Source organism: Parasegetibacter sp. NRK P23 (genome assembly GCF_023721715.1).
Taxonomy (GTDB): domain Bacteria; phylum Bacteroidota; class Bacteroidia; order Chitinophagales; family Chitinophagaceae; genus Parasegetibacter.
The window spans coordinates 3,733,166-3,745,662 of sequence record NZ_JAMDLG010000001.1; the positions used below are offsets into that span (position 1 = coordinate 3,733,166).

11 protein-coding genes are annotated in these 12,497 nt (G+C 48.3%); 4 read left to right on the top strand and 7 right to left on the bottom strand.

Annotated features, from left to right (window positions below):
• Positions 1-121: 121 nt before the first annotated feature.
• On the top strand, positions 122-1,678 hold the full coding sequence (locus M4J38_RS15170; protein WP_251760588.1) for a hypothetical protein: 1,557 nt from the start codon (positions 122-124) through the stop codon (positions 1,676-1,678).
• 62 nt (positions 1,679-1,740) lie between these two features.
• On the opposite strand, the gene M4J38_RS15175 is transcribed toward M4J38_RS15170, so the two are convergent.
• The 7 genes from M4J38_RS15175 to M4J38_RS15205 form a co-directional block, all read right to left on the bottom strand.
• Entirely contained in the window at positions 1,741-2,532 is a 792-nt protein-coding gene (locus M4J38_RS15175) for a M48 family metallopeptidase (protein WP_251760590.1), read from the bottom strand.
• A complete protein-coding gene (locus M4J38_RS15180; protein ID WP_251760592.1) occupies positions 2,529-2,966 on the bottom strand; it encodes a DUF4870 domain-containing protein in 438 nt (145 codons plus the stop codon). Before M4J38_RS15180 ends, M4J38_RS15175 begins: the two co-directional genes overlap by 4 nt.
• Positions 2,963-3,373: a DUF2752 domain-containing protein gene (locus tag M4J38_RS15185; RefSeq protein ID WP_251760594.1), complete on the bottom strand. Its 411-nt coding sequence runs from the start codon at positions 3,371-3,373 to the stop codon at positions 2,963-2,965. The genes M4J38_RS15180 and M4J38_RS15185 overlap by 4 nt, the downstream gene beginning before the upstream one ends.
• 4 nt (positions 3,374-3,377) lie before the next feature.
• Positions 3,378-3,716 carry a TM2 domain-containing protein gene (locus M4J38_RS15190; protein WP_251760595.1) on the bottom strand — a complete coding sequence of 113 codons (339 nt, stop codon included), beginning with the start codon at positions 3,714-3,716 and terminating at the stop codon, positions 3,378-3,380.
• Positions 3,717-3,897: 181 nt separating this feature from the next.
• On the bottom strand, positions 3,898-5,334 hold the full coding sequence (locus M4J38_RS15195; protein ID WP_251760597.1) for a PAS domain-containing protein: 1,437 nt from the start codon (positions 5,332-5,334) through the stop codon (positions 3,898-3,900).
• Between the two features lie 11 nt (positions 5,335-5,345).
• Positions 5,346-5,780: a response regulator gene (locus tag M4J38_RS15200; RefSeq protein ID WP_251760599.1), complete on the bottom strand. Its 435-nt coding sequence runs from the start codon at positions 5,778-5,780 to the stop codon at positions 5,346-5,348.
• Between the two features lie 10 nt (positions 5,781-5,790).
• Positions 5,791-7,731 carry a PAS domain S-box protein gene (locus M4J38_RS15205; protein ID WP_251760601.1) on the bottom strand — a complete coding sequence of 647 codons (1,941 nt, stop codon included), beginning with the start codon at positions 7,729-7,731 and terminating at the stop codon, positions 5,791-5,793.
• A gap of 158 nt (positions 7,732-7,889) precedes the next feature.
• Between M4J38_RS15205 and M4J38_RS15210 the strand changes: the two genes are divergently transcribed.
• Genes M4J38_RS15210 through M4J38_RS15220 form a run of 3 tightly spaced genes read left to right on the top strand, consistent with a single transcriptional unit; the run spans position 7,890 to position 12,484 of the window.
• Positions 7,890-8,465: an RNA polymerase sigma factor gene (locus tag M4J38_RS15210; RefSeq protein ID WP_251760602.1), complete on the top strand. Its 576-nt coding sequence runs from the start codon at positions 7,890-7,892 to the stop codon at positions 8,463-8,465.
• Positions 8,462-9,469 (top strand): FecR family protein, encoded by a 1,008-nt coding sequence (locus M4J38_RS15215; RefSeq protein ID WP_251760605.1) that lies wholly within the window; start codon positions 8,462-8,464, stop codon positions 9,467-9,469. The genes M4J38_RS15210 and M4J38_RS15215 overlap by 4 nt, the downstream gene beginning before the upstream one ends.
• 9 nt (positions 9,470-9,478) lie before the next feature.
• Positions 9,479-12,484, top strand: coding sequence for a TonB-dependent receptor (locus tag M4J38_RS15220; protein WP_251760608.1), 3,006 nt, complete (start codon positions 9,479-9,481; stop codon positions 12,482-12,484).
• Positions 12,485-12,497: the final 13 nt, after the last annotated feature.

The window sequence follows — 12,497 nt, forward strand, 5'->3', positions numbered from 1 at the left end:
GAACAAAGATACCACGACTACCTGCGCGGGAAAAATCAAATTTTAGACGTTTTTATCATGCCCAAAACAGGGAGATGTTCACAAAACCCTTATTGGTATTGATTTTGAGGAAATATAACTTATGAGTTCCAACCGGTTTACAGACGCATTATTTCAATTGGTTCTTTCGCTGGAAAAGTCGGAAAAAAGGCATTTCAAGCTCTATATAAAAAGAAGTTCGGCCAAAGAAGACCTTCGCATCATCCAATTGTTCGACGCATTGGATAAAATGACCGAATACGATGAGCGCCCGCTGCTGAAAAAACTGGCCCCCATCACCAAATCGCAGCTCGCCAACCTTAAAACACACTTATACAAGCAGTTACTGTCGAGTTTGCGCATCCTGAAAACGGCCGACAGCATCGACCTCCAACTGAGTGAGCACCTCGATCACGCCCGTGTACTGTACAACAAGGGCCTGAAGCAACAGGCGTTGAAAATCCTCGAAAAAGCCAAGGAACTGGCCAAAGCCAACCACAAATACAATTACCTCGCCCAGGTGATTTCGCTCGAAAAGAAAATTGAAACCCTGCACATCACCAGGAGCGAGCAGGAAAAAACGGAAAAACTGGCCGAAGAAGCCCTCGATATCTCGAACCACATCAACAGTGTGGTGCGCCTTTCCAACCTCGCGCTCCTGTTGTACAGGTGGTACATCAAGAATGGCCATGCACGGAATGAGGAAGATGAAAAAGATATCCGGAAGTTCTTTAAGGAGAACCTTCCGCCGGATGCACACCTTGTGACCGATTTCTACGAGAAACTCTACCTCTACCAAAGTTATTGCTGGTACGCGTTCGTGCGCCAGGACTTCTTAATGTACTACCGTTACAGCCGTAAATGGATCGATCTGTATATTGAACAGCCCTCCATGAAAATGGTGGAAACGGGCCACTATATTAAAGGAATGCACAACCTGCTGAACGCGCATTTCGACCTGAGGAACTTCTCGGAATTTGAAAAAACACTGCGGGAATTCAAAGCTTTCGAGCATGAATACGAAGACCGCCTGCACGATAACTTCAGGATCCACACCTTCATCTACATCAGCAGTGCACGCATCAACCAGCACCTCATGCAGGGCACCTTCGCCGAAGGACTCAAGATCATGCCGGAGATCGCTGAAAAGATGAACGAATACGCATTGTATGTGGATACCCACCGCCTGCTCGTATTCAACTACAAAATGGCCACCATGCACTTCGGGGCCGGAAATTACAGTACGTCCATCGACTACCTGCAAAAGATCATGCAGGGACAGGGCGACCTGCGCATCGACCTGCAATGTTACGCCCGCCTGCTGCACCTGATGGCGCATTACGAATTACAGAACTACGATATTATAGAATCACTCACCAAATCGGTGTACCGGTTCATGGCGAAAATGAACAACCTCACCGTAGTGGAAGAAGAAATGTTCCGCTTCCTGCGGCACAACTTCAACGTATCGCCACGGAAACTGAAGCCGGAACTGGAGAAATTCCTTCATAACATCAAGCACCTCGAGAAGAACCGCTTCGAAACCAGGGCTTTCGCTTACCTCGATGTTATTTCTTGGGTGGAAAGTAAGGTATATGAAAAGCCGATGAGCGAAATTATTCATGGGAAATACCTGGAAAGCAAACGGAGTAAGAAGTAAGCGGGAAATTAAGCGCATTTATGCTGCCCGGAATTTTAGGTAGAATAGTTGGCAATTGGATTTCAGTACCGGAGTATTGCCTTCACTTTTTCCCAGGTTTCATCGGTTAAAACAGGCTTGTAGCCTGCAACATCACCTTTGCTGTGCGCAATAATATATTCCGCCCTTTCTTTCAGGTCCGGATGCGTGCTCATCCAGGTTAAGTATTTTGTCGCTTCCGGCTCGCCGTCTGCAAGTTTATACAGGAAATCGGCAAGAGGCCGTGGATCAACATTGGCTTGCTCTAAATAATCTACCGCTGTAATATCCGCCTCCTTTTCCAGGCTTCTGTCGAAGGCGGAAGAAGAAAGAATTTTCGCGGCTTTCCTGGTGACCTCTCCGTTACCGGTGGTCGCGGACAATAACACAGAAAGTCCCATCTCTTTTACCAGCTTCTTCATTACATGGTTCAGTTGGATATGAGCAATTTCATGGCACACAACACCGGCTAATTCCTCCTGATTTTCAGCATTTAAAATCAACCCGCTGTAGATGATTAAGTGTGCGTTTGGCAAAGCGAAAGCATTGATCTCATCTTTTTCAAGAATATGAACTTTCAACTTATCTCTGCTGATCCCGTTCGCGTTGCAGATATGCGTTATGATGCTGTCAACAGCGTTAACAACAGGAGCATCAGTAATTTCTTTGTCCTGCTGTTTGAAAATCTTCCAAAAAAAATCGCCAAGTTTCTGCTCAGTTTTATCAGAAACCTGCTGCACTTTAAAGATGCCCACCCAGTTTATTTGTGACAGGGAAAACCAAGCGGCGAAAAAAAGGGAAACGGTTACTATACCTTGAAGAAGGGGCTTTTTCATAATTTCTGTTTGCAAAGCATATTCGTCAGCGTGCCGTAGAACCACCATTCAATATGGATTCCCTTTCTGGTTTGAATAGCGGTGTAAATGGTTGCGACGAATTCTGCCAGGTTGAATGCCAACACCACGATTACATAAGCAATGTATCGATTGGTTACGACCTCGTCTCCGATAATGATTGATATCGTCCACCAAAATCCGAAACTGTTGATAAAAAGCATGGACAATTGAGACAACAAGGCCTGTGTACAATGCCATCGGACAAAATAAGTTGACTTTCTATTGCCCACATAAAATATCAGCGTGGCGATCAGGTTGATGATTGGCAGGGGAAGTCCGACCACTATAGCGATTAAGGACATCAAATAACTGCCTGAAGCCCTCTCCGCCTCGTGTTCGCCGGGTTCATAACTGAATTTTTTCGTTTGTATCATAGTCCTTTAGTAATGTTCCAGATCCAGTTGATAACTATAAGCATGATCAGCGGAATGGCATACTTTGGCTTTCTCAGGCCGGCTTCAATTCTCTTGTAAAAATTAAATAATGAACTACTTCTCCTGGCAAGATCAACAGCTATCCAAACCGGCGCGATAAGCATGATCAGCGCGATTACATAACCCAGCGGATTCAGCAGGAAAGCATCGCCATACCTTCCGTTTAATAATGAAACCACGGATCTTGTTGCGCCACAGGAAGGGCAGGGTATATCCGTTGCGTGCTTAAGCAGGCAAACTTCAGCTGTTTTATTCCCGGCCAGACCTGGAATAAAGGCGTAATAGAGCCAGATATACCCTGCTGAACAGGCTATAAAGAGGATCAGGTATAGCTTGTTCCTGTTCATATCATTAATACAGGAATTGCTGAATTTTTTGCATATTCTTTTCTCTGGTCGCGGATTGAATCAGAAACCAGTCAACAATCGCCCAGATTCCAAAACCTCCGCAAGTAAGGAGTTTACCTACTCCAAGCCCGGTATCCCCTATCATAAAACGGTCTATCCCAAAGCTGCCGGCTAAAATTGAAACGATAAGCGTTGTGGTAGGGTCACTAAATTGTGTAGTGGCCAACATCGGCCACTTCGCATCATCAAGCGTAAGCAATTTTTCCCTGATCATGTGCATGTGGTGGCTTTCAAAGAACTTTCCATTTGACATCAGAAACATGTCAACTTTTTGTGCATCCATTTTTTCTACGGTTTTTACATTATCCTACTCGTCAGGCTTTTCGGGTTACGCCCCATGTATTTTGCAGGAGCATGGCCTCCTTTTGGGCATCAAAATACTCATACTTTTGATTTGCCGGTAAAAAGATGGTATGTATTTGTATTTTACGCGCCGGTGAAGATTCATATACACGGTTTTCCCATCAGTATTCCAGCACCACTTCCAGTTCGCAGCCCGCTCCCGGAGCGGAGCGGAGGTCCATCTTCCCATTGTACAAACTGATGCGGTTCCGGATATTGGACAGCCCGATGCCCGTGGTTGGAGTGTCGGATTTCAGCCCTTTACCATTATCGCGCACCCCAAGTTTTATTTTGTTCCCGGGCTGTTGGATGATGGCGATCTCTATTTTGTTGCCGTCCGCGTGTTTCAGGATGTTGTTCACCTGCTCCTGGATGATCCTGAAAAGCGTCAGCTTCACTTCTTCGGGCACTTCTTCCGTTTTAAAGTTGGAATAATCTACATAGACCCGGTATTTGCCGGAGGCTGAAATATGTTCGGCGATTTCGTTCACCGCGGTCACGAGCGAGTGCTCGCTGAAAGTGGCCGGCGCGAGCTGGTGCGACAGTGTCCTTATTTCCCGTATGGCCAGTTTTATATTTTCATGGCTCTTTTGCAGGAAATCATGCTGGGCTTCCCCCTTCAGCAACATGTCCAGGTAGATCTGACAAACGGCGAGTATCTGGATGATGTTGTCGTGCAGTTCCCGCCCGAAGTGGTAACGTTCCTTTTCCTGGGTGCGGATAATGGTTTGCAGTATCTCCTTCTGCCTTTCGGCTTCTTCCTGTAACCGGAGCGCTTCTTCCTCTTTCTCCCGGGTAATGTCCTGCATGGCACCCACCATCCTGACGGGTGTGCCGTGCGCGTCGTACACGATGTAGGCGCGATCGAACACGTAGGCGTAGGAGCCATCGGCTTTCAGGTAACGGTATTCCGCTTTCCAGGTATTGTCATCGCCCGGATCACTGAGTTTTTCTTCCACGCTCATCGCTATCCGCTCCATGTCTTCGGGATGGATCAGTTTTTTCCAGGAGGAAACCGGTTGTGAGCCAGCGTTATACGGGTAGCCGAAAAGCCGGTAGTAGCTGATGTTGTAGTAAATTTCATTAGAAACCAGGTCCCAGTCCCAGATGGCGTCGGAGGTGGCTTTGCTCACGTAACTGTACCGGTCGTTGCTGATTTTAAGGTCCTCAATGTATTTCTTCCTTTCGAAACTGTAAGAGATGCTTTTTTCCAGCATGGAGCCGTTGATCTCCCCTTTCACGAGATAATCCTGGACCCCGAGCCCCAATGTATCGATCCCGAAATTTTTGTTGGCGAAGCCTGTGAGCACGATCACGGGGATGTTTTCCGCGAAACCGATCATCTCTTTAATGGATTCCATGCCGCTGCTGTCGGGCAGGGAAAGGTCCAGCAGGATAAGGTCCACCGCCACTTTTTTCACCAGCAGCCGGGCTTCCGCAAGCGTAACGGCCTGTACGATATTGAAATGCGGATGGTACTCGCGCAGGTATTCCCTGACCAGGAAAAAATCACCTGGATTGTCTTCAACAACAAGGATATGCAGGTTATCAGGCAGCATTGTGGCAACAATTAGTGGGTGGGTAATTTTACCAGTGATATCCAGAAATGCTCGATCGATCCTATAACGTCCATGAATTTGTTGAAATCTACGGGTTTGGTGATGTAACAATTGGCGTAGGATGCATAAGCGCTCTGAATATCATTCCTGGAAGATGATGTTGTGAGCATAACCACGGGAATTGTTTTCAGCGATTCGGATTGTTTGATGTAACTGAGTACTTCCAGTCCATCAATGCGGGGCAGGTTAATATCGAGGAGTATAATGTCGGGCGTGATGGCATCAGCATAACCTTCTTTCTTATCCAGGTAAAAGATGGCTTGTTCTCCATCGCGCACCACGTTCACGGAATTTTTAATCCGTCCCTCTTTCAGGGCTTCCAGCGTGAGTATCACATCACCTTCATTGTCTTCTACCAGTAAAATCTTTATTTCATCCGTTTGCATGGAAAAAGGTTTATTTTCTGATACTGAAATAGAATTTACTTCCTGAAGGCGTATTGGGTTCCACCCATATTCTTCCGCCATGTTTCTCCACGATCTTCCTCGTGATGGCCAGTCCTATGCCTGTACCTTCGTATTCACTACTGTTGTGCAGCCGTTGAAAGATAATAAATATTTTTTCCGCGAAGCGGGGATCAATGCCAATTCCATTGTCTTCCACGCAAAATATCCATTCCCCGTTTAATTCTTTGCTATTTATCAAAATTTTCGGTAGTGCCTCAGCGTGGTATTTGAGTGCGTTGCCCACCAGGTTCTGCACCACCTGTTTCATTTGTGTGGGATTACCTTTTATGATGGGGAGCCGGCCCGAACGGACATCCGCGTCAAGTTCGCGGATAGTATTGGTGAACCAGGTTTTCACCTCGCTGAACACCTGGTTCATGTCAACCAACGTATGTTCTTCACTGTTGGTTCCTACTCTTGAATAGGCCAGCAGGTCGAGGATGAGCTTTTTCATTCTTTCGGCGCCATCCACCGCGAAATGAATGTATTGGTGCGCCGTATCATCAAGCTGATTGTTGTATTTTTTTTGCAGCAGTTGGAGAAAACTGCTCACCATACGGAGGGGTTCCTGAAGATCGTGGGAAGCTACGTAAGCGAAGCGTTCCAGTTCAGCGTTGGATGCCGCGAGTTCCTTTGCCCTCTTTTCAAGAGTAGCGTTCAGGTGGTGGTAAAGTTGTTCCGATTTTTTCTTCTCCGTAATATCCTTGGCTACGCCGAATATGAGTCCTTCCTCCTCGAGCGAGGTAGAGGTCCAGGCAAACCAACGGTAACTGCCGTCTTTCGCACGGAACCGGTTCTCGAAATAGCTGGACTGAAGTCCGCCCGCCAGTTCATCCACCAGAACTTCTGTTGACTTGAGGTCATCGGGGTGGATCAGGTCATAATACGATACCGATAATACTTCTTCCATGGTATACCCCAGCATTCGGGGGAAGGAGGCGTTGAGTATCTTGAAATAACCATCTGTGCCGGCTATAGAAAAAACATCGGGAGAAAGTTCGAAGAACCTGTTAAGCCGGTCTTCAGCATCTTTTCTCCTGATCTCATTGCCGGTATGAAAGAGAACAGATGCGGGAATATTAGCACCGGCCTTACCGTCCTGTTTCTGAAAAAACACCAGCACAGCGGTGGTTGCGCCCATATTCACAATGGGAATGGCTTCCGCGGCTACAAAACCATTTGCCCGGGCGAAGGATTTTCTTTGGAACAGCTCATCGCGTTGAAGATCTGAGATATAAATTGCCTGCTGTTCGGCCCAACATGCGCCGGGAAGGCCCTTGCCCTTCGCGAATGAAAGCATCGCTCCATCCTCTATGCAGTGTGCACTAGCCTTACGCAACAGCGCCGTACCATCAATATTGCTGATCCATATTTCCGCGGCATCCCGCTTGTATTCCTTGCAAAGCAGGTACAACAAGTCCTCCAGCGCCTCAGACAGCAGGTGTTTACTGGTGAAGATCGAAGAGATGCCCAACGCAATCTCCTGCTCATAAACGCGCTCCACCTCCTGTGTAACGTCCCTGGTATTGATTAGCGCTCCGAAAATACCGCCGTCTTTTTCAAAAGCCGGCCTTGATAAAATGGAAAACGTCTTTCTTACCCCGCCTGGCGTATGGGCTGTTACCTGGTAGCTCACGGGTTCGCCACGGAATACGCGCGCATAAACTTCACGTATAAAAGGCAACCGGTCAGGTTTGGTGAACTGAAACATGGAGGAACCAACGAGCACATCTTTGGAGAATATTTCCTTTATCCTTTCTGTTCCGGCCTTGTTGATGGCCACAATGTTGAAGGCTTGATCTATAAGTATAAATCCTTCGTCTGTATTATCCAATAAGAGATCATACAGTTTCGCTTTGTCATGAGAATAAGGTGCGTTTTCCAGCAGCATTCGCAGAAGGTTGGTTGACGAGGACTATATTCAAGTTAGGAAAAAATACTGAAACGGCGGGCATCACGCTTAATATTTTCATAACACGGCCATGTATAAATAACGGGGCAAATTCGTGTCTTTTAACCGGAAATATTTCCGGAAAAAGAACATATACAATGGTGCAGGGGATAGATGAGCTTTTATGGGATGCCGTTCAGCAGAGCGATCACCGTTCGTACGAGATTCTTTTCGTGAAATATTTTCCGGAGCTGCGCGATCACGCGCACCATTACTGCGGGCACTACGAAGAAGCGGAAGAGATCGCTTCAGATGTACTACACCAGTTGTGGTTGAAAAGAAACACATTGGAACTGCATACCGGTTTGAAAGGCTACCTGCTCACTGCCGCGCGCAACGCGTCTTTCAACATCCTGCGGAAAAAGATCGGTCTGGCGGAGGAACTCACGGAGATGGCCGCTGCAAAAGAGCATTCTTCGATGGGCATTCCGGAATCGCGCCTCCTTGTGAAAGACATGGAAGAAGCGCTGCGGCTGGCCATGGAAAAGCTGCCGGTGCGGCAACGTGAAATATTCAGGCTGAACAGGCTACAGGACTATTCGGTTCCCGAAATAGCAATCATGCTGGGCATTACGGAAGGCACCGTTCAGGTTCAACTGCACAAAGCCGTGAAAAAAATGAAGTCGCTCTTTTATACTTCCCGTTATCCTTCCCGAAAAAACCTTTTCGTATGAAAAATATTCCGTCCCGGTTCAACTGGGACATTCTTTACAGGCGGCTCTCCGGGGAACGCTCGGAGGCGCTTCAGCGCGCATGGGAAGGCTGTGTGCGCCAATCACCGGAATACGAACAGCTCTTCCAGGAGTTGTACCCACACTTTCAACGGGCAGATCACTCCGAAACGGTCGATGTATATGGTGCACTAAACAAACTGCGTAACATACACCAGCCTGCCTACGTCATTCACTCAAAAGAAAAAGAGTCCTTCTTCGGCAGGTGGCCGCGCCTATGGCTCGCTGCCGCCCTGGTGGTTTTACTGTGGGGAACGGTGTGGCTCACCGCGCAGGTACGTGTAAAACACAACCAGCCGGTAACCTGGAAAGAAACGGTGGCCGCACCGGGAAAAACACTGAGCCTCCGCTTCAACGATGGTACAAAAGTACGGTTGGCTCCGGGAAGCCGGCTTCGTTACCCCGAAACGTTTGAGCGGAAAAACAGGAACGTATTGCTACAGGGAAAAGCATTTTTTTCCGTGGCCACAGATAGCAGCAGGCCCTTCTTCGTGCACTCAGGACCGGTGGTAACAAAGGTAACGGGCACCTCCTTTGAAGTGGACAGCGACTCGGCTTCCGGAAAACACCGGGTTTCCCTGCTGGAAGGCGCCGTGGAAATGATGCAGCACAACGAACCGCTTACCCGCCTGCGCCCCGGACAAAGTTTCCAGCTGGATACCATGGCGAAAGAATGGAAAGTATATGTATTGGCGGAGGGAGAAGCAACCGCGCTGCGGAATGGCGGACTGGTTTTCAGAAACGAAACCTTGGCGCGCATCGCCGGTATACTGGAAAAACAATTCGGGGAAAAGATCAGTATTTCCCACAAAAATATTGCTCAAACACGCTTCACGGCCGTGTTTGGTTATGCGGACCTCCCTCAGATTCTCCAGGTATTGGAAGCCGGAGGTAAAATCCGGGTGATCCGGAAAAACAATCAAATCGTCTTCTCACCCAAAAAATAAATGATTGGTATGAAATCTTGTTTTACCCCCATGCTCGCCCTGTTGTTGTGGGCGGGTCATCCTTCTCACGCGCAGTCGGGGCAGAAAGTCTCGCTGTCGCTCAGGAAAGTTTCGGTGCCCGAAGCGCTGGCGGAACTACAGTCTAAAACGGGCCTGGTTTTCGCCTACCACAACGATGACGTGAAAAACCTTGCGCCGGTTTCCCTCGAAGCAAAGGACGAAAACCTTGACAATGTGCTTCGCAAGGTATTAAACGGTACCAGACTGGTGCCTTCCCGCTCCGGTAACCAGGTGATTTTACGCAAGAGCGAACCCGTTAAAACACCGGTTCAGAAAACCGGCGCATTAAAAGGAACCGTTTCAGATGCCGTTACCAAAGATGTACTTCCTTTCGCGACGGTGGCCCTGGTGAACTCCGGCTGGACCGTGCTCACCGATAAGGACGGGCAATACCTGCTGCACCAACTGCCCGCTGGTGAACATGAAGTGGAAATTTCTTACCTCGGCTACAATACCGCCAGGAAAAAAGTAACCGTTACCGAAGGCGCCACCACCGAAATTTCTTTCCAGCTTACCTCAAAAACCGGTACACTGGGTGGCGTTACCATCACGGGTATACGTAAAGGAGAGGTAACCGCACTCAACGCGATGCGGAACGCGGAAAACATCAAGTATGTGCTCTCCAAAGAGCAGATGGAGAAATTCCCCGACAACACGGTGTCCGAATCACTCCAGCGCGTGCCCGGCGTAGCCGTGGGATACAGCTATGGCGTGGCCCGGGATGTGATCATCCGCGGACTTGATCCCACCAGGAACTCCGTGCAAATCAACGGAAACAAGGCTCCAGCCACGGAAACACAGTCGCGAACCACCGACCTCAACGGTATCCTCTCCAATACAGTGGAATCCATCGAAATCATCAAAACGCTTACCCCGGACCGTGATGCCGATGCCACAGGAGGCATCGTGAACATCATCTCCAAAAGTGCCCAGGATCCCAAAGCCATCCTCTCCGGTAAAGCGCTCATCGGCTACAACAACCTTACCGGCAAAGCGAATTACGATGTATCCGCCGTTTACGGACAAAAGAAAAAGCGTTTCGGCTACCTGTTCGGCGCCAGCTACTTCAAATCGTTCCGCGGACAAGACAGGATCGATATATCCTACGAAGATTTCGACGTCAATGGAACTGAAAAACGCAAACCCGAAAACATAACCTACGAAGCGTTCAATATTGAAAGGGATAACCTCGGTCTTACCCTCGACCTGAATTATGACCTCGGGAAGAACAGCAAGGTTTACCTCAGAAGTACCTACAATAAATACTATGAATTCCAGTATTCGGGCAGTATCGGGAACAGCCTGGGTGGTTATACTTCGGAAAACCATGTGAACAACATCACCATTTACCGTGAGGGCCGCTGGCGCGATTACCACCGTGATATTTTCAACATCAGCACGGGAGGAAAATCACTGGCCGGAACCGTGGAAATTGACTATAACATCAACCTGAACAAAGGCCTGTACGACCAGCCCAAGTACTGGAACTCCTCTTTTACCCTCGGCAAACAGGAAGCGGATATCGACTTTGCGGATCCCGCTCGTCCCCGGATCAATTTCACCACACCCGCAGCCAACGACCTCGCCAATTATACCACGAGGAGTTATACCAACAGGCACGAACAGGTGAACGACAAAGACGCTCAAGGTACCTTCAACGCTAAAAAGACTTTTCAGCTGGGCAACAAGCAGTCGGCGTTCATCAAAGCAGGTGGCCGCTACCGTTACAAAACGAACGACCGCTTCAGGAACTACTACAACCATGTGCTGAAAACCGGAGAAGCAACGTTTAAACTTTCTGATTACACTTCTTCCTACCGTCGCGATGATTTCTTCGACGGCGTAATAAACTTCTACGGTTTCCCCGAAACAAAAACCATGGAAGAGAACTTCCAGAACAACCGCGAGAAATACGTCGACAACATCACCTATACCCGCCAGAACACCGACCCGGATTCCTATTCAGGCAAAGAAGACCTGGCCGCGACCTACCTGATGGGTAGCCTGAACCTGAAAAAATTTGATGTGGTAGGCGGTGTACGCTACGAAAGAACCTCCTTCGATTACAAAGGCAACCAGGTATTGCTGGATGAAACAGGGAATTACGTGTCCACCACCAAAATCGACCACCAGGGAGATTTCGACGGATTCTATCCCTCGCTGAACATCAAATACAAAATGACCGCCAAAACCAATTTCCGCGCAGCCGTAACACGCTCACTTTCCAGGCCCAACTACTACGACCTCGTTCCCTGGATGGAGATTGAAAAAAGAAGAAAACGCATCAACCAGGGCAATCCGAGCCTGAAAGAAGAAAACGCCACCAACTACGATCTTTTGTTTGAACATTATTTCCAGTCTATCGGACTTGTTTCCGGAGGCGTGTTCTTCAAAGATGTACGCGATGTGCTTTTTGATTACTCCTTCGAGCAACAGGGCGGAGAATTCAACGGATACCGTATTAACACCGTAACCAATGGTGCAAAAGGCACGGTAAAAGGCGTGGAAATCGCCTGGCAGCAGCAATTCACTTTCCTCCCCGGCTTCTGGAACGGCTTCGGCGTGTACGCCAACTACAGCTATACCGATTCCAAACTTACCATTCCCTTCATGACCACCACCCGCGATATCGCCCTGCCTGAAATGAGACCGCACGTGGGCAACCTGTCGCTTACTTATGAGAAGTACGGCTTCTCAGGGAGAATATCTTCCTACTTCTTCGCGACTTATCTCCGTGAAGTAGGCGATGAAGAAAGGTTCGATACCTACGAAAAAGGAAGGATGCAACTCGATTTCTCCGCATCTCAACAAATCACCAAACGACTGAAAGCCGTGGTGAACATCAGCAATATCACCCGCGCGCAGCGCTCCGATTACATGGGTGACAAACAATACCCGCTTAACACCTACCTCGATAGCTGGTGGGGAAGCGCCGGTATCAATTTCAGGTTCTAAAACAATTTTTCAA

What these genes read in the sequence shown, in the direction of transcription:
- M4J38_RS15195 (WP_251760597.1), bottom strand. Translation starts at nt 5,334, where the DNA reads ATGCTGCCTGATAACCTGCATATCCTTGTTGTTGAAGACAATCCAGGT.
- M4J38_RS15180 (WP_251760592.1), bottom strand. Translation starts at nt 2,966, where the DNA reads ATGATACAAACGAAAAAATTCAGTTATGAACCCGGCGAACACGAGGCG.
- M4J38_RS15200 (WP_251760599.1), bottom strand. Translation starts at nt 5,780, where the DNA reads ATGCAAACGGATGAAATAAAGATTTTACTGGTAGAAGACAATGAAGGT.
- M4J38_RS15215 (WP_251760605.1), top strand. Translation starts at nt 8,462, where the DNA reads ATGAAAAATATTCCGTCCCGGTTCAACTGGGACATTCTTTACAGGCGG.
- M4J38_RS15220 (WP_251760608.1), top strand. Translation starts at nt 9,479, where the DNA reads ATGAAATCTTGTTTTACCCCCATGCTCGCCCTGTTGTTGTGGGCGGGT.
- M4J38_RS15175 (WP_251760590.1), bottom strand. Translation starts at nt 2,532, where the DNA reads ATGAAAAAGCCCCTTCTTCAAGGTATAGTAACCGTTTCCCTTTTTTTC.
- M4J38_RS15170 (WP_251760588.1), top strand. Translation starts at nt 122, where the DNA reads ATGAGTTCCAACCGGTTTACAGACGCATTATTTCAATTGGTTCTTTCG.
- M4J38_RS15210 (WP_251760602.1), top strand. Translation starts at nt 7,890, where the DNA reads ATGGTGCAGGGGATAGATGAGCTTTTATGGGATGCCGTTCAGCAGAGC.
- M4J38_RS15205 (WP_251760601.1), bottom strand. Translation starts at nt 7,731, where the DNA reads ATGCTGCTGGAAAACGCACCTTATTCTCATGACAAAGCGAAACTGTAT.
- M4J38_RS15190 (WP_251760595.1), bottom strand. Translation starts at nt 3,716, where the DNA reads ATGGATGCACAAAAAGTTGACATGTTTCTGATGTCAAATGGAAAGTTC.
- M4J38_RS15185 (WP_251760594.1), bottom strand. Translation starts at nt 3,373, where the DNA reads ATGAACAGGAACAAGCTATACCTGATCCTCTTTATAGCCTGTTCAGCA.